This window comes from Mesorhizobium sp. WSM4306, assembly GCF_007003975.1.
Lineage (GTDB): Bacteria > Pseudomonadota > Alphaproteobacteria > Rhizobiales > Rhizobiaceae > Mesorhizobium.
Genome location: NZ_VFTC01000002.1, coordinates 152,569 through 175,894 on the forward strand (window position 1 = coordinate 152,569; position 23,326 = coordinate 175,894).

Annotated in this window: 21 protein-coding genes; 9 read left to right on the forward strand and 12 right to left on the reverse strand. The window is 61.2% G+C overall.

Features of this window, described 5'->3' with window-relative positions; all coding sequences use genetic code 11:
* The first annotated feature begins 126 nt into the window (after nt 1-126).
* Nucleotides 127-1,440, forward strand: a complete 1,314-nt coding sequence (gene rimO, locus FJV77_RS04455) for a 30S ribosomal protein S12 methylthiotransferase RimO (protein ID WP_142865651.1) — start codon at nt 127-129, stop codon at nt 1,438-1,440.
* A 74-nt stretch (nt 1,441-1,514) separates the two neighbouring features.
* Here the strand turns inward: rimO and FJV77_RS04460 are convergent, their stop codons facing one another.
* Nucleotides 1,515-1,958, reverse strand: a complete 444-nt coding sequence (locus tag FJV77_RS04460; protein WP_142865652.1) for a hypothetical protein — start codon at nt 1,956-1,958, stop codon at nt 1,515-1,517.
* A gap of 237 nt (nt 1,959-2,195) precedes the next feature.
* Here FJV77_RS04460 and FJV77_RS04465 point away from each other — a divergent pair, with 237 nt between their 5' ends.
* The gene (locus FJV77_RS04465) at nt 2,196-3,296 is read left to right on the forward strand and encodes an acyltransferase (protein WP_142865653.1); all 1,101 of its coding nucleotides are present in this window, start codon (nt 2,196-2,198) and stop codon (nt 3,294-3,296) included.
* Nucleotides 3,297-3,341: 45 nt separating this feature from the next.
* On the opposite strand, the gene FJV77_RS04470 is transcribed toward FJV77_RS04465, so the two are convergent.
* The 8 genes from FJV77_RS04470 to FJV77_RS04505 all read right to left on the reverse strand — a co-directional run bounded on the left by FJV77_RS04470 (nt 3,342) and on the right by FJV77_RS04505 (nt 11,660).
* On the reverse strand, nt 3,342-4,409 hold the full coding sequence (locus FJV77_RS04470) for a BMP family ABC transporter substrate-binding protein (protein WP_142865654.1): 1,068 nt from the start codon (nt 4,407-4,409) through the stop codon (nt 3,342-3,344).
* A gap of 51 nt (nt 4,410-4,460) precedes the next feature.
* On the reverse strand, nt 4,461-5,381 hold the full coding sequence (locus FJV77_RS04475; protein ID WP_142865655.1) for an ABC transporter permease: 921 nt from the start codon (nt 5,379-5,381) through the stop codon (nt 4,461-4,463).
* Nucleotides 5,381-6,505 carry an ABC transporter permease gene (locus tag FJV77_RS04480; protein ID WP_142865656.1) on the reverse strand — a complete coding sequence of 375 codons (1,125 nt, stop codon included), beginning with the start codon at nt 6,503-6,505 and terminating at the stop codon, nt 5,381-5,383. The genes FJV77_RS04475 and FJV77_RS04480 overlap by 1 nt, the downstream gene beginning before the upstream one ends.
* Complete coding sequence (locus FJV77_RS04485) at nt 6,502-8,079, reverse strand: ABC transporter ATP-binding protein (protein ID WP_185970189.1); 1,578 nt, start codon at nt 8,077-8,079, stop codon at nt 6,502-6,504. The genes FJV77_RS04480 and FJV77_RS04485 overlap by 4 nt, the downstream gene beginning before the upstream one ends.
* Nucleotides 8,080-8,295: 216 nt before the next feature.
* Entirely contained in the window at nt 8,296-9,273 is a 978-nt protein-coding gene (locus tag FJV77_RS04490; RefSeq protein WP_142865658.1) for a quinone oxidoreductase, read from the reverse strand.
* Nucleotides 9,274-9,292: 19 nt separating this feature from the next.
* Nucleotides 9,293-10,138, reverse strand: coding sequence for a phosphatidylcholine synthase (gene pcsA / locus FJV77_RS04495; RefSeq protein ID WP_142865659.1), 846 nt, complete (start codon nt 10,136-10,138; stop codon nt 9,293-9,295).
* A complete protein-coding gene (locus FJV77_RS04500) occupies nt 10,135-10,749 on the reverse strand; it encodes a DUF1326 domain-containing protein (protein ID WP_142865660.1) in 615 nt (204 codons plus the stop codon). The genes pcsA and FJV77_RS04500 overlap by 4 nt, the downstream gene beginning before the upstream one ends.
* 14 nt (nt 10,750-10,763) lie before the next feature.
* Nucleotides 10,764-11,660, reverse strand: coding sequence for a DUF2182 domain-containing protein (locus tag FJV77_RS04505; RefSeq protein ID WP_142865661.1), 897 nt, complete (start codon nt 11,658-11,660; stop codon nt 10,764-10,766).
* 102 nt (nt 11,661-11,762) lie between these two features.
* Between FJV77_RS04505 and FJV77_RS04510 the strand changes: the two genes are divergently transcribed.
* Both FJV77_RS04510 and hspQ read left to right on the forward strand, forming a co-directional pair.
* Nucleotides 11,763-12,971, forward strand: a complete 1,209-nt coding sequence (locus FJV77_RS04510; RefSeq protein ID WP_142865862.1) for a UbiH/UbiF family hydroxylase — start codon at nt 11,763-11,765, stop codon at nt 12,969-12,971.
* A gap of 263 nt (nt 12,972-13,234) precedes the next feature.
* The gene (gene hspQ, locus FJV77_RS04515; RefSeq protein ID WP_023668971.1) at nt 13,235-13,558 is read left to right on the forward strand and encodes a heat shock protein HspQ; all 324 of its coding nucleotides are present in this window, start codon (nt 13,235-13,237) and stop codon (nt 13,556-13,558) included.
* 121 nt (nt 13,559-13,679) lie between these two features.
* Here the strand turns inward: hspQ and FJV77_RS04520 are convergent, their stop codons facing one another.
* Complete coding sequence (locus FJV77_RS04520) at nt 13,680-14,666, reverse strand: glycosyltransferase family 2 protein (protein WP_142865662.1); 987 nt, start codon at nt 14,664-14,666, stop codon at nt 13,680-13,682.
* Nucleotides 14,667-14,888: 222 nt separating this feature from the next.
* On the opposite strand from FJV77_RS04520, the gene FJV77_RS04525 reads away from it, so the two are divergent.
* Nucleotides 14,889-16,391, forward strand: coding sequence for a glycosyltransferase (locus tag FJV77_RS04525; RefSeq protein WP_142865663.1), 1,503 nt, complete (start codon nt 14,889-14,891; stop codon nt 16,389-16,391).
* A gap of 60 nt (nt 16,392-16,451) precedes the next feature.
* On the opposite strand, the gene FJV77_RS04530 is transcribed toward FJV77_RS04525, so the two are convergent.
* The gene (locus FJV77_RS04530) at nt 16,452-17,081 is read right to left on the reverse strand and encodes an invasion associated locus B family protein (RefSeq protein WP_142865664.1); all 630 of its coding nucleotides are present in this window, start codon (nt 17,079-17,081) and stop codon (nt 16,452-16,454) included.
* A gap of 260 nt (nt 17,082-17,341) precedes the next feature.
* Here FJV77_RS04530 and FJV77_RS04535 point away from each other — a divergent pair, with 260 nt between their 5' ends.
* Nucleotides 17,342-19,162, forward strand: a complete 1,821-nt coding sequence (locus FJV77_RS04535; RefSeq protein WP_142865665.1) for an extracellular solute-binding protein — start codon at nt 17,342-17,344, stop codon at nt 19,160-19,162.
* 99 nt (nt 19,163-19,261) lie between these two features.
* Nucleotides 19,262-19,942 carry a DsbA family protein gene (locus tag FJV77_RS04540; protein WP_142865666.1) on the forward strand — a complete coding sequence of 227 codons (681 nt, stop codon included), beginning with the start codon at nt 19,262-19,264 and terminating at the stop codon, nt 19,940-19,942.
* A gap of 2 nt (nt 19,943-19,944) precedes the next feature.
* Here the strand turns inward: FJV77_RS04540 and FJV77_RS04545 are convergent, their stop codons facing one another.
* Nucleotides 19,945-20,379: a hypothetical protein gene (locus FJV77_RS04545; RefSeq protein ID WP_142865667.1), complete on the reverse strand. Its 435-nt coding sequence runs from the start codon at nt 20,377-20,379 to the stop codon at nt 19,945-19,947.
* A gap of 638 nt (nt 20,380-21,017) precedes the next feature.
* On the opposite strand from FJV77_RS04545, the gene FJV77_RS04550 reads away from it, so the two are divergent.
* Nucleotides 21,018-22,910 (forward strand): ABC transporter ATP-binding protein/permease, encoded by a 1,893-nt coding sequence (locus FJV77_RS04550; protein WP_185970190.1) that lies wholly within the window; start codon nt 21,018-21,020, stop codon nt 22,908-22,910.
* Nucleotides 22,874-23,302, forward strand: coding sequence for a transposase (locus tag FJV77_RS04555; RefSeq protein ID WP_348643810.1), 429 nt, complete (start codon nt 22,874-22,876; stop codon nt 23,300-23,302). The genes FJV77_RS04550 and FJV77_RS04555 overlap by 37 nt, the downstream gene beginning before the upstream one ends.
* Nucleotides 23,303-23,326 lie beyond the last annotated feature (24 nt).

The window sequence follows — 23,326 nt, forward strand, 5'->3', positions numbered from 1 at the left end:
CTGCAATATCGAGCCGGTTTCGAGGGCGATCACCGTGCGTTTTGCCGCATGAAGGGCGTGCCCATACCATTGCCGCAATAAGTGTGGTACTGCGCGGCCAATCCTGAAAAACCCGGAAAACGCTTTATGTCCGCCCCACGCGTGAGTTTCGTCAGCCTTGGATGCCCGAAGGCCCTTGTGGATTCCGAGCGCATCATCACGCGCCTGCGCGCCGAGGGCTATGAGATCGCGCGCAAGCATGACGGCGCCGATCTGGTCGTCGTCAACACCTGCGGCTTCCTCGATTCGGCACGCGACGAGTCGCTCAATGCCATCGGTTCGGCGCTTTCGGAAAACGGCAGGGTCATCGTCACCGGCTGCCTTGGCGCCGAGCCGGACGTGATCCGCGAAAAGCACCCCAACGTGCTCGCCATCACCGGTCCACAGGCCTATGAGAGCGTGATGGCGGCAGTGCACGAGGCGGCGCCTCCCAGCCACGATCCCTATATCGACCTGTTGCCGCCGCAAGGCGTGAAGCTGACGCCGCGCCACTACGCCTATCTGAAGATTTCGGAAGGCTGCAACAACCGCTGCACCTTCTGCATCATTCCCGCACTGCGCGGTGACCTCGTCTCGCGGCCGGCGGCCGATGTGCTGCGCGAGGCCGAGAAACTCGCCAAGGCCGGCGTCAAGGAATTGCTGGTCATTTCGCAGGACACCAGCGCCTACGGCATCGACATCAAGTACCAGACCTCGATGTTCGGCGACCGCGAAGTGCGGGCGAAGTTCCTCGACCTGTCGGAGGAACTGGGCAAGCTCGGCATCTGGGTGCGCATGCACTATGTCTATCCCTACCCGCATGTCGCCGACGTCATTCCGCTGATGGCCGAAGGCAAGATCCTTCCCTATCTCGACATCCCTTTCCAGCACGCCTCGCCGCAGGTGCTGAAGAACATGCGCCGGCCCGCCCATGGCGAAAAGACGCTGGAGCGCATTCGCGGCTGGCGTGAAGTGTGCCCGGACCTCGCGATACGCTCGACCTTCATAGTCGGTTTTCCCGGCGAGACGGAAGACGATTTCCAGATGCTGCTCGACTGGCTGGACGAGGCCAAGATCGACCGCGCCGGCTGTTTCAAATACGAGCCGGTCCGGGGCGCCCGCTCCAATGATCTCGGCCTCGAACAGGTGCCGCAGGAGATCAAGGAAGCGCGCTGGCATCGCTTCATGCAGCGCCAGCAGAAGATCTCGGCAACGCAGCTGGCCAAGAAGGTCGGCAAGCGCCTGCCGGTGTTGATCGACGAGGCGCATGGCACCTCGGCCAAGGGCCGCACCAAATACGATGCGCCCGAGATCGACGGTTCGGTGCACATCCAGTCGCGCCGCCCGCTGCGCCAAGGCGACATCGTCACCGTCAAGATCGACCGCGCCGACGCCTACGATCTTTACGGTTCAGCGGTTTAGAAAACCGCCGAAAGGGCGCCTCTCGGCGCCCTCGGATTTTGGCACACCCCTGGTAAGGCGGTGTTGCGTTTTCTTCAGAGCTTGACCGATTCCATTGCGGCCAGCGACCGATCGATCGCCTGATTGAGGGTCTTGTCCAGCCGCGTGCCCGCCGAGCCAGCCGCGACCACGGACAGCCGTGCAGCAAATCCCAGATGATAGTCTACGAACCATTCGGGGTGCGGCTCGGGCTCCGGGATCGGCGGCCACCACGGGGGAAGCTTCGGCAGCTTCGGTCGCGTCGGGCACCAATCGTCGAGGTCGCTCAGCACCCCTTTCATGTCGAGCCCGCCGCGCTCGGCGATCCATGCGTGGCGCACGAATTCGTCGGCAATCGCGGCGCCCAGTTCGTGAGGCGGGAGCGGCTGAGGATTGAGTGCGATCTGCGCGAGCCGCCCCTGCGGTCCGCGCGGGATGATGTCATAAAAGGCTGGAATGCGTTTGCCGATAATGGCTAAGAGTTTTTTGCTCAATTGCATAAGACATTCTCCTGCTAAAATTAGTAACGTCGGCCGATTTCGTCATGCCGCAAGATGAGAATGCAAGTAAAAAGCAACTTCATCTGTGAAGGGCGTCACGGAACCGTATCACAGACAATTGTGTCCGGTCGGATGCTTCCGCCGCCATTTACCAAATTTCGCGATATTTGCCGCTGTTGACCCTGTTTCGTCGAGATCTGCGTTATGGTTTCCGGGCCGTAAACGCCGAGACTTCGCATGGATGCCAGACCTGCCCGACAGGATCATATCGCGACGCTAGACCTGTTGAGGCTGGCCGCCGCGTTGGCTGTGGTGTTCTTCCATTACTTCTTTCGCGGCGCGGCTGCCGAGGGTGCGCTGGCCGAGGGCTATCCGAGCGTGGCGCCGTTCGCCCTCTACGGCTATCTCGGCGGAAACCTGTTCTTCCTGATCAGCGGCTTCGTCATTGCCTGGTCGGCGGAAGGCCGCTTCTGGCAAGAGTTTGCAATCGCACGTTTCGTGCGCCTCTACCCCGGCTACCTCCTGTGCATGACGATCACCTTCGTCATCGTCATGGCTTTCGGTGCACCGCTGTTTTCAACGTCGCTCGGTCAATATGCAGCCAACCTGTCGATGCTTGCGCCGGCCTTGGGCCAGCCCTTCATGGACGGCGTCTACTGGTCGATCCTGCTCGAGCTGGTCTTCTACGGCTGGGTGACGCTCGCTCTGCTCGGTGGCGTTTTCCAGAAATGGAAGCTTGGGCTGATCTTCGTCTGGCTGGCGATCTCGGCGTCGAACGAATTCTTCATCGAAAGCCTTGCGGCAAGGCTGCTGTTCCTCACCGAATTCGGTCCGTTCTTCGCCGCTGGCGTGCTCGTCCACCACATCCATGCGCACGGCCGCTCCTTGACAGCCCTGCTACTGCTTGGTGCGGCCTTTCTTCTGTCCTGCAGCACGCTGTCCGTGACGAAGCAGTGGATGCTGAACGAATATGGCATTGCCGTTTCGCAGCCGCATCTGGTGGTTGCCAACATCGTCATGCATTCCCTGCTGATCGGTGCGATCCTGCTGCGCAGCCGTGTCGTGCCGTCCGCAATGACGCTGGCGCTGGGCGGGCTGACCTACCCGCTTTATCTCCTGCACCAGAAAATCGGCTATATCGCCATCAATACCGCCGCACCTTTGGTCGGCAAATGGGCTGCTGGCCTGGGCTGCGTCGCGCTCATGGTTCTGCTTTCCTGGGCGGTCTGGCAGTATTTCGAACGGCCGGCCCAGCGCCCGGTGAAGGCCTGGATCGGTGGCGCGCTCGATACCGCGCTGGCTCGGTTTCGCGGCAGAAGCGCACAGCCCGCGAAATGAAAAAGGGCGCCAGAGGGCGCCCTTTTTGCTTTGTATTTCCTAGGCTTACTGCGGCAGCTTGTCGTCGACGCCCTTCACATAGAAGTTCATGCCGAGCAGCGTGCCGTCGTCGGCGACTTCGCCGTCCTTGAGCCACGGCGTGCCATCCTGCTTGGCGACCGGACCTGTGAAGGGGTTCCAGCCATCGGCGATCTTCTTGGCGGTTGCCTCGGCCATCGCCTTTACATCGTCGGGCATGTTGGTGAACGGCGCCAGCTTGACGGCGCCGTCCTTGATGCCCAGCCAGACATTGTCCGGCTTCCAGGTGCCGTCCAGCGCCGCTTGCACGCGGCTGATGTAGTACGGGCCCCATTCGTCGGTGAGCGAGGTCAGCTGTGCGTTCGGCGCAAACTTGATCATGTCGGAGGACTGGCCGAATCCGTGCAGCTTGCGCTCTTCCGCCACCTGAAGGGCGGCGGTGGAATCGGTGTGCTGGACAATGATGTCGGCGCCCTGATCAAACAGCGCCTTGGCGGCGTCGGCTTCCTTGCCCGGATCGAACCAGGAGTTCACCCAGACGATCTTGGCCTTGAAGTTCGGGTTGACCGACTGCGCGCCGAGCATGAAGGAGTTGATGCCCATCACCACTTCGGGGATTGGGAAGGAAACAATGTAGCCGGCCACCCCTGCCTTCGATTCCTTGGCGGCAATCTGGCCGAGCACATAGCGGCCTTCATAGAAGCGCGCATTGTAGATGCCGAGATTGTCACCGGTCTTGTAGCCGGTGGCGTGCTCGAACATCACCTTCGGGAATTTCTTGGCGACCTTCACTTCCGGATCCATGAAGCCGAAGGAGGTGCCGAAGATGATCTTGCAGCCTTCGCGGGCCAGACGCTCGAAAGCGCGGTCGGCGTCGGGGCCTTCCGAGACGTTTTCAAGATAGGCGGTCTCGACCTTGTCGCCGAGCGCCTTCTCCACCTCGAGGCGACCCTGGTCGTGCTGGTAGGAATAGCCGAAATCACCGATCGGGCCGGTGTAAACCCAGCACGCTTTCAGCTTGTCGGCCGCCTGCGCCGACACTGCCAGCGACATGACGGCGGTCGTGGTCATAAGAGCAATAAGCAGTTTTTTCATTGTGTTACCTCTCTGAGTTTAGCCTTGGAGCTTTCCCGTTTGTTTTTATTGTCAACGATCCGGAACGAATGGCTGCCCCAAGGAAGCCGGCGTGTTCATCATCGTCAGACGCTTGTTGCGCGAGATTAGAACGAGAACCACGACGGTTGCCAGATAGGGCAGAGAAGAAAGCAGCTGCGAAGGCACCGGAATGCCAAAAGCCTGTGCATGAAGCTGACCGATCCAGACCGCGCCGAAAATGTAGGCGCCGGCCAGCACCCGCCACGGCCGCCAGGAGGCGAAGACGACCAGCGCCAGCGCGATCCAGCCGCGGCCGGCTGTCATGTTCTCCACCCATTGCGGGGTATAGACAAGCGACAGGTGGCCGCCGGCAAGGCCGGCGCAGGCGCCGCCGAAGATGACGGCGAGATAGCGGTAACGGATGACCTTGATGCCAAGCGCGTGCGCCGACGTGTGGCTGTCGCCGATCGAGCGCAGCGTCAGCCCGGTGCGGGTCTTGAAAAGGAACCACATGACGGCGGCGGTGAGCGCGATCGAGATGTAGAAGATCGGATCCTGGCCGAACAGCAACCTGCCCACCACAGGAATGTCGGTCAGCACCGGAATGTAGAGATTTGGCAGCCGCTCGCCGGGTTGGCCGACAAAGCTGGTGCCCATCATGCCGGACAGGCCGAGGCCAAGCAGCGTCAACGACAGGCCGGTCGCCACCTGGTTGGTAGCGAGCGACAGCGTCATGACCGCAAACAGCAGCGAGAATACCGCGCCCATGGCGATTGCCGCGAGCAGGCCGATCCAGGGCGATCCCGTGAGATAGCCGGCGCCGAAGCCGCCGACGGCACCCATGATCATCATGCCTTCGACGCCGAGGTTGAGGACGCCGGAGCGCTCGACCACCAGTTCGCCGATGGCCGCGATCAGCAACGGCGTCGCCGCCGTGGCGATGGTCAAAAGGATGTTGACGGTGATGTCCATCAGCGGGCTTCCTTCAACTTCGGCGCAGCATCGAGTTTTGCAGCGCCCTTCGCCAGCGCCATGCCGACGAGACGAATGCGGTAGTGGATGAGGGTGTCGCAACCGAGCACGAAGAACAAAAGCATGCCCTGGAACACACGCGCCACCTTGTCGGAGATGCCGAGCGCGCTCTGCACCGCCTCGCCGCCGAGATAGGTCAACGCCAGCACCAGCCCGGCGGCGACGATGCCGAGCGGATTAAGCCGGCCGAGGAAGGCGACAATGATGGCGGTGAAGCCATAGCCGGGCGAAATCACCGGTTGCAGTTGGCCGATGGCGCCAGAGACTTCCGAGATGCCGGCAAGCCCCGCCAGCGCCCCCGACAGCAGGAAGGCGAAGAAGACCATGCGGTTGAGGCCGAAGCCGGCGAAGCGCCCTGCCCGCGGGCTGGAGCCGAGCACGCGGACCTCAAAACCCTTGAGCAGGCGGCTCATCAGCACCCAGATCAGCACGGCGGCGACAAGCGCAAAGACAAAACCCCAATTGGCGCGGCCGGCATCCGGCATCAGCTCCGGCAAAACGGCCGAGTCGTTGAACTGGATCGTCTGCGGGAAACCGTGGCCCTGCGGATCGCGCCAGGGACCGCGCACCAACCAGTCGAGGAACAGCTGGGCGACATAGACCAGCATCAGGCTGGTCAGAATCTCGTTGGTGCCGAAGCGCGTCTTCAGCAGAGCCGGGATAGCTGCATAGGCGGCGCCACCGACCATGCCGAACAACAGCATCAGCGGCAGCACCAGTGGCCCTTCGAACCCAGGGAACAGCACCGGAATGGCCGAGCCGAAAATGCCGCCGAGGATGAACTGGCCTTCGGCGCCGATGTTCCAGATGTTGGCCTTGTAGCAGACCGACAGGCCGACCGCGATCAGGATCAAAGGGGCGGCCTTGATCGCCAGCTCATGCAGCTGCCAGACCTGGCTGATCGGCTCGATGAAGTAGATTTCGAATGCATTCAACGGGTTGACGCCGAGCAGCGCGAACAGAATCGCGCCGGCAATCATCGTCAGGCCGAAGGCGATGAAGGGCGACAGCGCCGAAAACAGCATCGAGCGCTGCGGGCGTTTGACGAGTTCGAGGCGCATCATGCCGTCTCCAGCGTGTGTTCGGCGTGGCCGGGCTCGGCGCCGCCCATCAAAAGACCGATCTTTTCGAACGTGGCCTCGGCAATCGGCAGCGGTTTCGACAGCTCGCCATTGTGCATGACGGCGATCGCATCCGAAATCTCGAACAGCTCGTCGAGGTCCTGGCTGATGACCAGAACCGCCGAGCCGCTGCGCGCCAGTTCGATCAGCGCCTGGCGGATATGGGCGGCAGCACCGGCGTCGACGCCCCATGTCGGCTGGTTGACCACCATGACAGCCGGGCTGCGGTCGAGCTCGCGGCCGACGATGAATTTCTGCAGATTGCCGCCGGAAAGGGCTGCGGCTTCCGGATCAGGCGCGCTCTTGCGCACATCCATCGCCACGATGATGCGTTGGGCGGCGGCATAGACCGCACCGCTTTTGACTGCGCCGCCGGTGCCGACAAAAACCTTGCCGTCGGTGGCATGGCGCGACAGGAGCAGGTTTTCCGAAAGCTTCATGCGCGGCGCCGCGCCATGGCCGAGCCGTTCTTCCGGCACGAAGGCGGCACCCATCAGCCGCCGGACGGTGATCGAGAGCGCGCCGGCGTCCTTGCCACGAATGCGCACGGACGCGGCATCCTGCTGCAGCACCTCGCCGGAGACGGATTCAAAGAACTCGCCCTGGCCGTTGCCGGCGACACCGGCAATGCCGATCACCTCGCCGGCACGCACGTTGAGGTTGATGTTCTTCAGCGGGATCGAGAACGGCGTCGCCGGCTTTCGGCTGAGCGCGCGGATCTCGAGCAGCGGCTGCGCGGTCTCGATGCCGTCGGCCGGCGCGCGCACCACGGCTTTCACCTCGTTGCCGACCATCATGCGGGCCAGCGACGAAGCGGTCTCCTCGCGTGGGTTGCAGTGGCCGACGACCTTGCCGTGACGCAGTACGGTGGCGCGGTCGCAGATGCGTTTGACCTCTTCCAGCCGGTGCGAAATGTAGAGGATGGATTTGCCCTCCGAGCGCAGGCGCTCCAGCGTCTCGAACAGCTTGTCGGCTTCCTGCGGCGTCAGCACCGAGGTCGGCTCGTCGAGAATGATGAGCTGCGGCGTCTGCAAGAGGCAGCGGATGATCTCGATGCGCTGGCGTTCGCCCACCGAGAGATCGCCGACCAGCGAGTCCGGATCGAGCGGCAGGCCGTAGCTGAAGGAAAGCGCCCTCGCCTTGGCTGCGATCGAGCTGATCGGCGAGCCGTCATCCAGCGACAGCGCGATGTTCTCGGCTGCGGTTAGCGCCTCGAACAGCGAGAAATGCTGGAACACCATGCCGATGCCGAGTTTCTTCGCCATGCCCGGGCTGGTGATGCGAACCGCCTCGCCGTTCCAGAAGATCTCGCCGGAATTGGCCTCCAGTGAGCCGAACAGCATCTTGACCAGCGTCGACTTGCCGGCGCCGTTTTCGCCTAGCAGCGCGTGAATCTCGCCTTTGGCGATGTTGAGGTCGATATGATCGCACGCAGTCAACGTGCCGAATATCTTGGTCAGGCCACGAACCTCAAGCAGGTTCGCTCCATCATGATCTGCACTCACAGTGCCTCCCATCCGGTTTCCGGATATGTTCTGTGTTCCCGACAGCATGGTATGCGCTGGCTGCTCTCGTGCGAAAGCAGCACCCACCTTGAAAGAGCTTCAAGAATTTCAGCGGAAACTCAAGGGGTAAAAATAAGCCTGCTTCGCACAGCAAACTGACCGACCGGTTTTTCGTGCAAACAGCGCCCGGCACCTCGGCAAAGCGCTGAAAAGCCGGGCAAATTCCCGTTAGGGAACCAGAATGGTGGTTCCCGTCGTCTTGCGCGCCTCGAGATCGGCTTGCGCCCTGCCGGCATCCTTCAGGGCGTAGCGCTGGTTGATCTGGATCTTGACCGCGCCGCTCAGCACCACGTCGAAGAGTGCTGCAGCCGAAACTTCGAGGTCCTCGCGCTTTGCGTTGTAGACGAACAGCGTCGGCCTGGTGGCGAACAGCGATCCCTTCTGCGCCAGGAGCGACATCGAAAATGGCGGGATCGGCCCCGAGGACTGGCCGAACGCGACGAACATGCCGAGCGGCCGCAAACAATCGAGCGAGGCGGGGAATGTGTCGTTGCCGACCGAATCGTAGACGACGTCGCATTTTTTGCCGCCGGTGATTGCGGCGACGCCGGCGACGAAATCCTGTTCCCTGTAGTTGATGACGTGGTCGAAGCCATGCGCCTTGGCGATCTCGATCTTGTCAGTCGAGCTTGCCGTGCCGATGACGGTCGCGCCGAGGTGTTTCGCCCATTGTCCCAGGATCAGGCCGACGCCGCCGGCGGCGGCGTGGAACAGGATGGTGTCGCCCGCTTTCACCTTGAAGGTGCGACGCAGGAGATACTCCGCCGTCATGCCTTTCAGCATCATGCCGGCGGCCTGCTCGTCGCTGATGCCGTCCGGCACCTTGACCACGCGGTCGGCAGCGACAACGCGCTGCTCGGCATAGGCGCCGACATTGACGGCATAGGCGATGCGATCGCCCGGCTTCAGCCAGTCGACGCCAGTGCCAACCGCCAGCACGACGCCAGCCGCTTCGCCGCCCGGGATCAGCGGGAAGCCGCCGGGCGGCGGATAGAGGCCGGTGCGATGATAGACATCGATGAAATTGAGGCCAATCGCCGTGTGCCTGACCAGGATCTGCCCTGCGCCGGGCTGCCCCGGATCGGCATCCTCATAAGTCAGCACTTCCGGACCGCCATGGGCGTGGATACGGATCGCTTTGGACATTTTCGGGCTTTCCTGCGGGTCAGGTTTTCTTGCTGTCAGTCGCTTTTGTTGGCGGCTTGGCGCCGAGCTTTGGGAAGAACTGCATGATACCGCCGATGCAGGCGAGGTAAAGCCCGGTGACGGTAATGCCGACCTTGGTGAAGATACTGACCTGTTCGCCCAGAACACCGATCTGGTCGTAGAAGGCGGCAAGGGCTGCCTGCGCCAGCGCCAGCGCGCCGAACGCGCACCACAGCAGCGTCATGCCGAGATTGATGGGCCGCAGCCGCACCACCCGCACCGGATGGATGAAATTGATCGGCACGAAGGTCAGGATGCCCGCCGCCACGACGACACCGAAGGACACCCATTGCCCCGGTTCGATGACGAACAGGGTGAACACCACCATGTTCCAGACCACCGGAAAGCCCTTGAAGAAGTTCTCCTTCGTCTTCATGCCGGTGTCGGCATAATAGATGGCGCTGGACACGACGATGATGGCCGCCGACAGGAACGACAGTTTTTCGCCCATGAAGCCGCGCTGGTAGAGCGCGAAGGCCGGGATCAGCACGTAAGTGACATAGTCGATGATGTTGTCGAGGAGTTCGCCCGACCAGGTCGGCAGGATCTCCTTGACCTCGAGCTTTCGCGCGATCGGGCCGTCGATACCATCGACGAAAAGCGCCAGACCCAGCCACCAGAACATCGCCGTCCAGCGTTCCTCACTCGCCGCCACCAGCGAAAGGAAGGCCAGGAACGAGCCCGACGCGGTCAGCAGATGCACCGAAAACGCACGCGCCTGCGGCCAGGTGACCTTCTTCTTCGGCCTCGGAATCCGGTCGGTGATCTTTTTGGCGGCGTTCCTGGCGGTTGTGTTCTTGCTCACGGGCCTCGCCAATCCAGCTTGCAGATTTCGGCCGAGCGGCCGGCGAAATTCCAGTTGCGGCCGAAGGCCCGCATCTTGCTCTTGTCGGACCTGGCCACGATGATCTCCGGCGCGATCCAGTATTCCGAATTGCTGATCACGGTGTCCTTCTCGCGATCTTTGCCGGGAATCGGTGTCACCGCCCCGTCGATGATCTTCGGTATCTGGAAAATACGGGTCTTGTCACGCGTCTCGTAGGTGATCGGCACCTGTTCGACGCCAAGGAATTTGCCGACGAGGATGGAGAGCAACGATGTGGTTCCGCCGGCCTTGCCGGTGAAAATCTTCGTCAACGCCTTCACCGCATAGACCGAGGCGCGCTTGTCGATGAACAGGCCCGCGGTCCAGTTGCCGCGACTCATATAGCCGGGGATTTCCATGACCAGTCCGAGATTGAGACCGGACAGGTCGACCTCGCCGAAATGGCCGGCGTCGATACGAAAACCCGCCCATGTCTGGCAATAGCCCTCCGTCGGCGGATGGCTGCCAAGCGACAGCACGCAAGGGCAAAAAACCGTGCAATTGCAGGAGAGTACGAGCTCTCCTTTCATAGCCCAGCCTTGCTCTGCCATTGAATTTTCCCTCGTCATACCGAGACTACTAGCAGGGCGACTGCCCAGACAAGCAGTATCGCACCGGCCACCCGGGTAGGAACCCTGCCGGTGGTCTGTTTTTCGATCAAAGTGAACAGGCCGATCAGCGCCATCCAGAACACGTTCATGGTGCCGACGGCAAACATCACCAGCATCAGCGCCCAGCAACAGCCGAGGCACCACAGGCCCTGCTCCAGCCCGAGCCGGAAAATGCGACTGGGCTCAGCGCTCCAGTTGGAAAACAGGATCGAGAACGGGTTCCGGCATTTTGTCAGGCAGGCCTGCTTGAGGCTGCTGAACTGGTAGAGGCCGGCCACAAGCAAAGCGGCAGCAGCGGCAATGCCGCTCACCGGATCGAGCAATCGTGCGGACGAGGCGAATGTGTGGACGATCAACGTCAGCATCGCAAAGCCGGCCGAGGCGACCAGCCATGTACAGAGGTAGCCGGCAACCAGGGCAAGCGGGTGGGCCACCGGCTCGCCCTTGATGCGGGCGGTGTCGGCGACTTCGCAATAGGTGCGGATCATCGGCGCTGCCGACGGCAGCATCGCCGCCACGGCCATCAGGAACCACATGGCGATCAGTGCCAGAAACTGTGCGCCGCTGCCGGCATCGAGCGGTGCGGGCGTCAGGCACAGGCCGAAGAAGCGGTCGAGAAAATCCGGCAGCGGCAGCTGCGGCAGATAGCGCAACACCACATCACCCGGTGCGCCGGCGCCGGGAAGCCGGCCTTCGGCGCCGCGGATCGCCATGGCGCCGATAATGAACCATGCGAGCAGAATGCCGCCGCCGATGGCGATGTTGACCGTCAGCCGGGGATGGCGGGCAAGGCCTGCCGTGGCGCGGCCGGCGCGGTCGAGATGGCTGAAATCGTCCTGTTGGCCGGTCATGGCAATCGAATGAGCCTAATCGCCGCGTTGATCAAGCGGCATGGTCTGACCTATATCCATGGACAGACAGGATGGACCTGCATCGCAAACTGGAAGTCCAATTTGGATCATCGCGAGACAGCATGGATACTGGTTGCCGGCAGCGGCCCTGCAGGGCTGATCGCGGCGCTCGGTTTTGCCGAGGCGGGATTTCCCGTGACTCTCATCGGACCCGAGGCGGGCGGTCCCGATAGCCGGACAACGGCGCTGATGAACCCTGCCCTCAAGACCCTCGATCGACTGGGCGTGCTTGCCGAATTGACGCCGAAGGCAGCGCCTCTGAGGGTGATGCGCATCGTCGATGCTACAAGCCGGCTGATCCGCAGCCCGGTGGTCACCTTTCGTGCCACGGAAATCGGCGAGGAGCAGTTCGGGCTCAACCTGCCCAACAGCGCGCTCAACCCGGCGCTGGCCAGGGCCGTCATCGCGCATCCCGGTATCGAATGGCTGAAGGTGATGGTTGACAGCTGGCGCCTGGACGCCGGCGGGGCACATGCCGTTCTGGCGAATGGCCGCGAAGTTTCCGCATCGCTGGCGGTCGCTGCCGATGGGCGCCTGTCACCGGCGCGCGAGGCGGCGGGCATAGCGGCCTCGGTGCGGTCCTATCCGCAGGCGGCGCTGGTGCTGAATTTCGGCCATCGCAGCGAACACGGCTTCACCTCGACAGAATTCCACACCGAGACCGGGCCGTTCACCCAGGTGCCATTGCCCGGCAACCGCTCCAGCCTTGTCTGGGTGGTGAAACCGGAAACGGCAAAGGACCTTGCGGCGCTCGATGACGGGACACTTTCCGAGCGTGTCGAACAGCAGATGCAGTCGATGCTGGGCCGAGTGTCGGTCGAGCCCGGCCGGCAGATCTACCCGCTGTCGGCGGCGTCGCCCGGGCGTTTCGCCCAGAACCGTGTGGCGCTGGTCGGCGAGGCCGCGCATGTGTTTCCGCCGATTGGCGCCCAAGGCCTCAACCTCGGTATCAGGGACATCGACGATCTGATTGGAATCGCTGGTGAAAATCGCAGCGATCCTGGCGCCGCAAAGGCCCTCGCAGCCTATGATTCCCGGCGCCGTCCCGACATTCTGGCGCGCAGTGGGGCAGTCAATCTGCTCAACATGTCGCTGCTGTCGGACATGCTGCCGGCGCAGATGGCGCGCAGCGCCGGCCTCAATGTGCTCGGCAGTTTCGCGCCGCTGCGCGCCTTCTTCATGCGCGAGGGCTTGAGGCCGGGGAGCGGTTTTGCCGCGCTCACTGGCCTAGGGAAACAGGTCCGGCGGTAATATTCCGTGCCGGATCATCTGGAGCAGCCGGTCAGACATTTTTGCCCTGGCCCGAAAACCCTGGGCCGGGCTAGCCCGTAGCTTCACAAGGCGTCAGGCGCCTCGGCATTGAATTGGACCACCGTCTGCGCCAGATAGGGTCGGATACCAGCCCTAAAGTCGGGCTCGATTTTTGCTGACGGCGTGTGTAAATTCAAAGCCTTAGAGCGCGTGCCGTGCATTCCAAGCGACGCCGGGCGCTTCAGGGCTTAGTGGTGAGTATGATGAAAACAGCCAAATTCTCGATCGGACAGGTGGTTCGCCACCGGCTGTTTCCATTTCGCGGCATCATTTTCGATGTCGATCCGCAATTCGCCAACACCGACGAATGGTATGAGGCGATCCCGGCCGATGTGCGGCCGCGCAAGGACCAGCCGTTCTATCATCTGCTCGCCGAGAATTCGGAAACCGAATACATCGCCTATGTGTCCGAACAGAACCTGCTCGAGGATCAATCGGGCGAGCCAGTCCGGCATCCGCAGATCGGCGAGATGTTCGACAAGCGGCCGGACGGACGCTACGAGCCGAAGCGCCAGTCCCGACATTGACCGCAAGACGCTGCGACCATGGTGGCGTCCGATTGATTTGCGAGCATAATCCAGATCCATAGTGCCAAGCTTTCGTTGCCGAAGGTTTGCAACGGATCCGACAGAGCAGCCACTTATCGACCTATATTCGCATGATGCCCAATTTGTAGAGGCGATGATAGAGAACCTGCTTCTTCATATAGCCGGCCATCGCTGCATTGATATCTCCCCATCGGGACACGGAGCCGTGACTGCGTAGGAGTAGGCGGTCCTGCTCTTCTCGCCCGACGTCGTGCATGGCAAACGTCTTTTGACTGGGATGAACGCGAAAGCAGCCGAGGAAGCGTGGGAGCCGCTTGAAACGGAATCCTGCCGCCTGCGCCCGCAGGATGAAATCCCAATCCATCGCATACTGAAACGTTGTGTCGAATGCACCGAGTTTTTCCCAAACGCTGCGGCGCCAGAACATGGTCTCCTGGGGGATGTAGTCGACCCATTTGATGACCTCGCTGTCGTGCGGCGGCAGGACCACGCGAGCGGTATCCCTACCCGCTTCGTCGATCACGATTCGATTGCCATAGACGAAATCGATCTTGGGATACTTCTCGAACGCGTGTGCCACATAATGCAGTGTTCCGGGCAACAGGACGTCGTCGCTGTTGAGATAGGCCATGATGTCGCCGGATACGACCGCAAAGCCCTTGTTGATGGCGTCTGTCTGCCCGCCGTCCGCGGCGCTGTTCCAGGCAATCCTTTGTCCGTAGGACTCAAGCATCTCGCGTGTCCCGTCTTGCGAGCCGCCATCCTGAACGATGTATTCGAGATTGGGATAGTTCTGGGAGAGGACGCTATCGATCGTAGCTCGCAGAAAATGCGCATGCCGATAGGACGGCGTGACAATGGCAATCCGAAGCGCGCCGGTGTTGGGCGTCGGAACGCTGTAGTTGGGTGGGGGCTGCAAATTCCGTGGCTGGTACTGATGAAAATCGAAAACCTTCGGCTGAAATTTATATCGCCAGCTGTTGCGCCGACGCAGGTAATAGTCACCCTCCAGCGTCTGGATTCGCCGCGTGAGTGACGAAATCTCTTTCACCAGATTAGCGATTGTGACTTCCTGCCCGCCGTCCATCACTTGGTTCCTCAGCAATTGCGCTGCCACACGTCACACAACATGTGGTCCGTTTCAATAGCGCCCAGTGCTACAATTGGTCTGCTAGAAGTTCCTGCGCCATGGACGACGGCTATGTTGCAAACTCTGAATTTGGCCGTGAAGGTGCGGAGATCCCCGATGCGTTCAGAGTGCGGTGGCGCCCTTTGAACACGTAGACCCTCCAGAAAACGAAGGCATCTCATGCGCCGCTCTTTGTTACGGAAAAGTTCGCAACAGAATCCGCCCGGTTCGAATGTGCTAATTTCCGTTCTGATGCCGCTTGAGTTCCATCGCGACCAGGCAACCATCGCGATCCGTAAATGGCGGCAGGACCAGACCCTGAGGGGTTCGGCGTTCGAACTCATACTCGTTGCCTCCCACGATGCCAATGCTGCGGATATGGATGAGATTCGCCAGCTGCTTGCACCGCAGGACCGCCTTGTTCAGACGTCAGCCAAGCATGACATCGCACAAGTTGCGGAAGCAGCGCGGCATGCCCGGGCGGACTTGCTGTTCTTCACCGAAAGTCATGTCTGGCCGACGCCCACCGTCCTTGAACAATGCCTCGATGTCTTCTCAAGGCGCCCCGAATGGGCGGGATTCTCGTGTCGAACCCATGCCAGCGCACCCAACAAACTGGCACGTTCGGAAGCGCGGATGTACGAGGCTGATATCCAGCACGGCATGACGGAGAGTTCGTGGTGCAAGATCCTCGACCAGTGCTTCGCAACACGCCGCAAGGCCTACGAAGAAGCCGCGGGGTTTGACTTTGTCTTCGGGCATTTTTCGGAATGGCTGTTGGCTGCCCGCTACCACAAGTTGGGGCTGTCCATCGGCTACGTTCCAGAAATCGAACTTGTGCATCACTACATTGGGCAATGGCCGGAACTGCGTCACTTCACGGAGGATTTCGTCGCAGGCGAGGCACTCTGGCTGGCGCGCGGCGGACCGCGTCAGGAACCGGTGATCGAAATTCCATTCGAATGGAGCAGTCGAGGCGAACGCCGCAAAGATCTGGCGCAGCATATTCTGCAAATCGCCTGGCACCAGAAGAGGCGGAAATTGCGTCCGCGGTTGCACGGTGGGGGCATGATGCAGGTACTCCGGCGCCATTGGGTCGCGGCCTTGCTGGGAGACCGTCTGGACACCGGCAGCGCGCGCGCAACGCTTCTCTGGCGGCATGTCGCGCTGATGCTGGCACGGGCATTCGGTTCGGACGCGCAACTCGACAGAGTGTTTCGGCAAACGATCGCCGCACTGGTGCACGAGAAACGGCTGCGTACCTCACCTGAAGTGCAAAAGGTTGCTGGCGATGGCTCGCTGTGGACGCCAGATGAAGTCGATGCCGGGCGCGCCGCCGGGATCTATGCGGCAGAAGTCTACAATGGCGTACCCTTTCGATGGTCGAGCGATGTTGCGTCGGTCGAACTGATATTGCCTGCCGGTGAACATCTGGTGCAGGTCCAGACGCTGGCGCACATATTGACGACGCGCGTTGACCCGCTTTTTTATCTGAACGGGCAAATGTTGCCCATTGAAGCCACCAATGTCACAGACGGGACTTTCGTCCTGAAAGTGGCGCGGGACAGCCACAATCCCGCGATCCTCGGGTGGGTAGGTAAACGTCAGCAAGCACCGGACGATAGCCGCATACTGAGCCTGCCGATCACACGGATTTCCAGGCTAGGGAGCAACGATACCTGATAGGCCGAACAGAGGGCAGATCTATCTATCCGTGTGGCCGACGCGATCGCCATCCCAAGATCAGTTGGCGGCCTTGGCCTTGTCCTGCTCGTCCTTGAGCTTCTTGGCAAAATCCTGGTTGTTCTTGGCAACGAAGTCCTGAAGCTTCTTCTGCCGGTCCTCGATGTCGGACTGCTGGAGCGGCGGGCCGTCATAGGCGCCGCTGAAGCCGGTCAAGGCAACCTTGATCGGGTTCGGCTGGTTCTGGAAGTTGACCGAGGTGAGCGTGATCGCTTGGCCCTTCTTGAAGGAAGCGACGAGCGTGTCGGTCAGCGGCACTTCGGCCACGCAACGATCAGGGAAGCAGATGACATAATCGAGCTTCTGCGCCTTGCCGGTGTCGATCTGCAGGCCGATGCCGGGAGGCACCAGGCGTCCGGTCGGAACCGTTACCTGGAACACCTTGCGGTTCACCTTGCCCTTCAGCTCGATCAGGCTGACGCCGGTCACCAGCTGGCCATTGCCGGCGGTGACGATGTTCTGGACATTGCAGATGTCGACGTCTTCCTGCTTGGTGCAGGCCTTGAACCAGCCCTGCGGAATCTGCTGCTGCTGTTGTGCCGAAGCAGAGAGAAGTCCGGCGCCCAGAAAGCCGACCACGCCTGCGGCCATGACCGAAAGGCGGTATGCGTTGCTGTTCAGGCTCGTCATGTCGTGCACTTCCTCTCAAATGATCCCGGAACCGGCTTCTTCGCGCCGCGTGGTCCAGCTACCTGTTGCCGAATTGAGGCAACAGGATGACTTCGGAGCGCGTGTTACACCGCATGGGCAGCCGAATCCAGCCCGGCGCCTGCGATTCTTGGCTGTGCCATTTGGGTCGTGCGATTTGAGCTGACGTATCTGGCCGGAGCGCGGCGGCGCCATGCTAGGGTGCACTCCGAATCATCAAGCCGCCCAGTAAGGAGACGGTCATGGGCCGCGTTCTTGTTTGGCTGATCGCCGCGATCTCGTTTCTCGCCTTTTCACTTCAGCCCGCAATGTCGGAGCCGAAACATGCCATCGCCATGCAGGGCGAGCCGGCGCTGCCGGCCGACTACACCCATTTCGACTACGCCAATCCCGATGCGCCGAAGGGCGGCAACATCACCTATTGCGTCGTCGGCAGCTTCGACAATCTCAACCCGTTCATTCTGAAGAGCCTGCGCACCACGGCGCGCGGCATGATGGATCTCAACTACGGCAACCTGGTTTTCGAGCCGTTGATGACGCGCAATTATGACGAGGCCTTCAGCCTCTATGGCCTGCTCGCCGAAAGCGCCGACATGGATCGCGAGCGAAAGTCGATCGAATTTCACCTCAACCCAAATGCAAAGTGGTCCGATGGCGAGCCGGTGACGCCGGAAGACGTGCTGTTCACCTACGATGTCTTCACTGACAAGGGCCGCCCGCCCTACAGTGATCGCATGAGCCTGATCGCCAAGCTCGAAAAGACCGGCGATCACAGCGTGCGCTTTACATTCAATGACAAGGCCAACCGCGAGACGCCCTTGATCATCGCGCTGACGCCGATCATCGCGAAGCACGCCTTCAACAAGGACACTTTCGACAAGACGACACTGAAACCCTTGATCGGCAGCGGGCCGTATCTTGTCGACAAGGTGCAGCCGGGACAGCGCATCGTCTTCAAGCGCAACCCGAATTACTGGGGCAAGGACCTCCCCTCCAAGCGCGGCTTCGACAATTACGACCAGATCACCATCGAGTACTTCCTCAACGCCAATGCCAAGACGGAAGCGTTCAAGAAAGGCATCTGCGCCATCTATGATGAGGGCGATCCGATCAAGCGCGAGCGCGACATCGATTTTCCCGCCTTCCACCGAGGCGAAGTCATCGCCGAAACCTTCGACACCGGCATACCGCCAGTGGTGACCGGGTTCCTCTTCAACACCAGGCTGGAGAAATTTTCCAATCCGGTGGTGCGGCGCGCGCTCGGCATGCTCTACGACTTCGAATGGGCCAACAAGAACCTGTTCGGCGGCAAATACACACGCACGATGAGCTATTGGCAGAATTCCGAACTGTCCGCGCTCGGCCATCCCGCGAGCGACAGGGAGAAGGCGCTGCTGGCGCCCTACCCCGGACGCGTGCCGGCCGATGTCATGGACGGCACCTGGCGACCGCCGGTGAATGACGGCACGGGCCAGGACCGGAAGGTGCTGAAGGTGGCTTTCGACCTGCTGAAGAGCCAGGGCTATGCCGTGAAGGATGGGGTGCTGCAGGATCCCAAGGGAAACCCTTTCGGTTTCGAAATCCTGACCGCCTCGCAGGACGAGGAACGCTTTGCCGCCATCTATCAGCGCACGCTGGAGAAGATCGGCATTAAGGTGACCATCCGCAGCCTCGAAGCCGACCAGATCCAGTCACGCAAGCAGCGTTTCGATTTCGAGGTGCTGATCGGGTCGAGCGGTTTCAGCAACTCGCTGTCGCCCGGCATAGAGCAGAGCTTTCGCTGGGGTTCTTCAGAAGCCAAGAGGGAAGGTTCGTTCAACTTGGCCGGCGTCGCCGATCCGGCGGTGGACGCGGCGATCGATGCGATGCTGAGAGCGCGGACCAAGGAGGATTACGTCGCCGCGGTGCGCGTTCTCGACCGATTGCTCATCTCCGGCAACTACCTGGTGCCGATGCAGTACAACGCGCAGCAATGGCTCGCTTACTGGAATTATCTGGACCATCCGAAAAAGACGCCCATATTCGGTTATCAATGGCCGACCTGGTGGCGCAAAGCGAACTGAGCATGATCCCGAAAAGTGGTTACCGGTTTTCTCGGACAAACGGAAAACCGTTTTGTCCAGAGATCATGCTCAAAGATGTGTTCGCGGCAGGAGATCGAGATGAGCGAAGACAATTCCATCACCGTTGATGTTGTTTCCGACGCCGTTTGCCCGTGGTGCTTCATCGGTCAGAAGCGGCTCGACAAGGCGATCGCCGCTGCCGGCGAGGTCGAAGTGCATGTGCGCTGGCGGCCGTTCCAGCTCGACCCGACCATTCCGCCAGACGGCAAGGACCGGCGTGAATACATGCTGGCCAAGTTCGGCAGCGAGGAGCGTATCCGCCAGATGCATGCGCGCATTGAGCCGCTTGGCGAAGCCGAGGGGATCAGCTTCGCCTTCGACGCCATCAAGGTCGCAGCCAACACGCTGGACGCGCATCGCGTCATCCGCTGGGCCGGGGCAGCCGGCGAAGCCGTGCAGAACCGCTTGGTGCGCCGGCTGTTCCAATTGTATTTCGAGGAAGGCGCCAATATCGGCAACCACGCGGTGCTGATCGAAGCCGCCCGCGAGGCCGGCATGGACGCCGCCGTGGTCGAAACGCTGCTGCCGACCGACGCCGACGTCGAGGCGGTGCGCACCGAAATCGCCACGGCATCGCGGATGGGCATCACCGGCGTGCCGTGCTTCCTGCTCGAAGGCAAATACGCCGTCATGGGCGCGCAGGACGCCGACACGCTGGCCGACGCCATCCGCCAGGTCGCCGCCGCCAAGGCCAAGGGCGAGCTGGAAAAGGTGGGCTAAGCCTACTTCACGTTCACCTTGGCCTTGCTGACGAAGAAGCCATGGCCGTTGCTACCTGTGCAGGTCAGTCCCTTGGTTGACGACTGGCAGGTAAACGGCCCTTTGCTCCAGCTGTTGCCATAGGCCAGCTTGGCGACATCGCTGCAGCAACCCTGCTCGCCCGGATTCTTGATCAATGTCGCCGGCCCGTTCGGCCCGAGGATTACGGTGACGTAGCTGGGCTTGACGCGCGAACAGCTCAGTTCCGGACCGCCATCCTGCGGCTCGTAGGTGCTGGTGCCACCCTTCGGTGTGTAGATGCAGCCGATGTTGCCGGAGGGCGTGTTGAACTCGATTTGGCCCTCGGCGCTCGCGGGAATAGTCTGGTTGCCGGCATGCGCCAGAGACAGAAAGGCAAAGAGCGACAGGATTGCTGGGGCGGCTGCGCGTGCAAGCATTGGGAGATTCCTTGTTGGAGAACCGGGTATGCAAAGGTGCCGACAGTGCCGCGCAAGGTTCAACCGGCGGCGTATGAATTGTCAAATCTTGTTGAGCGGCAGCTAAAAGGCGCGCCTGGTCGAGCATGTCCGCTTCACCAGCGGCGAAACGGTGATCGACAGCTATGACGCCGGCAAGACCATGTCCGGCACTTCTCGGCTTCGGGAGAGGATGATTCGGGTAAACCCGAAGTGATCACAGACGGCAAATTTCCGGTGTTCCCGTCAGCCCGTGATAGGAAAACCGGCCAATCGGCAAGGTCGATCGGTTCACGAAACCGTGAATCCCGCTTCCCCAAGGGAAGCTTTTCGCACATCTCAGCGTTCTCACAAAACATTGAAACCAAACGGGATATTTGGCCTGGAGACAGCTGTCTCCACACACCACCTGTTGCCTCAAGGCAACGGCACGTGGGCTGCCTCACATTCGCCGCGATAAAATTAATAGAAAATGATCAATTGGTGTTACTATCCGTAACAAAACTAAAAAAGGTTTGGGCGGGATTGTGATTCAGGTCGACAGACCGCGACGTTCAATATCGGCACTTTGGAACCGCGACGCCGCCGCTGGCCCGTCGCCCCTGACGCCAGTATCGTCGATGCGGACCTTCTGGGGACTGATGCGGGCCTACTGGTTCTCGGACCGGTGGAAGGAAGCTTGGACCCTCACCATCGTCATCGCAGCCCTCACAACACTGCTCAGCAAAGCCGGGGTCTGGTTGGCCCTGATGATCGGGGAATTGACCTACTCGATCAATTACTATCATGACGCCGCCAACACCGCGCCACTCAGGACGCTGCTGACTGATGCGGGGCTCGTCGTGGTCCTGTTTGTGCTCAAGGATGCCGGCCTCGTTGGTGCGAGAAGCCTGGTGTCAAAGACTTTGCACCGCAAATGGCGCGGTTGGCTGAACAGCCAGTTCAATCAAGCGCTGCTCGATGGCAATCATAGCCATTTCCATGCCCAGCATGGTTCGGCCGGCAGCGGAGGCCCCGCGCCGGACAATATCGACCAACGTATCCAGGAATCGATTAAAGGCATGACAGGCGGCGCGATCGGCCTCGCCATGGGCGTGCTTGGCGTTGCCACGTCACTCTATTTTATCGGCGAGAATCTCATCGAGACCTCCGTGGAGGTGGCGGGGCTGGACTTCCTCGGAAGCTATGGCAGCGCTGTCCTCGCGCTGCTCGCCATCGCCACCTACGTGCCGTTCAACACCTGGATCGCGGTAAGGCTTGGAAGAGTACTGGAGCGGCTGAATGTGCGGCTGCAGCAGGCCGAGGGCAGCTATCGCGGCGAATTGACGACCTTTCTTCGCCGCAGTTTCCACGTCGCCGCGTCAGGCGCAGAAGACGTGCAGAAGACGGTGAACAACCGACTCTATGGCGACATCGATCGGACCTGGGCACGGTTGAATATCGTCAACGTCTCTTACGACTCATTCGAGGCCGTCCACAATTTCATGGGCTTTCGCATCGTCGCTTATGCGCCCGGTCTGGTTTCCTTTATTCACAACAAACTTGACCTCAAAGGCTACGTGACCGGCGCCGAGATGATCAATCAGCTGATCGGCCAGTGTTCCTGGCTCATCCGCGTGATGCCCGACATCGCGACCTTGCGCGCCAACAGCCAGCGCGTCACCGAATTGGCGAACGCCATCGAGAACGTCCAGCAGCCGCAGGAGTTCTACAGCCAGACCGGCCGCTCCGACTTCCACTATGCCAGCCAGAACCCGGTCTTCGGCCTGACTATCCAGAAGCTCGAACTGGCGCATCAGGGCGAAGATGCCACGCCGTTCCTGAGCGCTGCCAATCTGCGCTTCCGGCGTGGCGAGTGGACGTTCCTCAAGGGCGAGTCCGGCTGCGGCAAGACTTCGCTGATCAAGGCGATCAACGGACTGTGGCCCTATGGCCGTGGCACCATCGTCTTCCCCGACGGCGTGAAGAGTTTCTATGCCGCCCAGGAGGTCAAGCTGCAGCAGGTGTCACTGAAGCAGCTGGTGTGCCTGCCCGGCTCCGAGAAGGACTATGGCGATGCGCAGGTGGCGTCTGCCTTGCACAAGGCCGGCCTTGGCGATTTCATCGAACACATGGCCGACGAAAGCCGCGAGGGAAAGATCTGGGATCAGATGCTTTCTGGCGGCCAGAAGCAGAAGCTGGTGGTGGCTCGCATCGTGCTGCAGCAGCCTGGGCTTCTGTTTCTCGACGAAGCGACCGGCGCACTCGATCCGGATGGCAAGATCGCCTTCCACCAGGCGATCAAGGACAACTGTCCCGATGTCACGGTGATCAGCATCATGCACGAGGCGATTGCGCCACGATCAGCCACGGGCGAGGAATTCTACCACAGCGTGGTTGCGATCGCCGACGGTGTCGCCACCAAGAAGCCGCTTGCTCCGAACCTGCCGCGCGAACTCACCACCATCCTTACGCAGCCGCGACCGGTCGAAGACAAATGGCTGCGCTTCTCGCGCCGGCTGAAGCAAAAATAGCAACCACACCAAGCTCTTGCCGAGCCGCAACAGTGCGGCAACGACGGCGGTCGACCACAGTCTCGCAACTCGCCCCCGAACTGTCGCCCGGCGATGTCGTCATCCTCGACAATGTCGGCTTCCACAAGAACGAGCGCGCCGCGCAACTGGTTCGCCAAAGGGGCGCTTGGCTGCTGTTCCTGCCGCCCTACTCACCTGATCTCAACCCGATCGAGATGGCCTACTCAAAACTCAAGGCGCGGCTGCGAAAGAAGGCGGCCAGAACCTTCGACGCACTCTGCCAAGCTCTCGGCGATATCTGCCGCCTGTTCGAGCCAGCCGAATGCAGAAACTTCTTCAAGGCCGCCGGCTCCGGGCGGATCACCGTCCGACCACCGCTGCGCAGCGCTTAAAGCAGCTTCAGGACATCGCCGGCC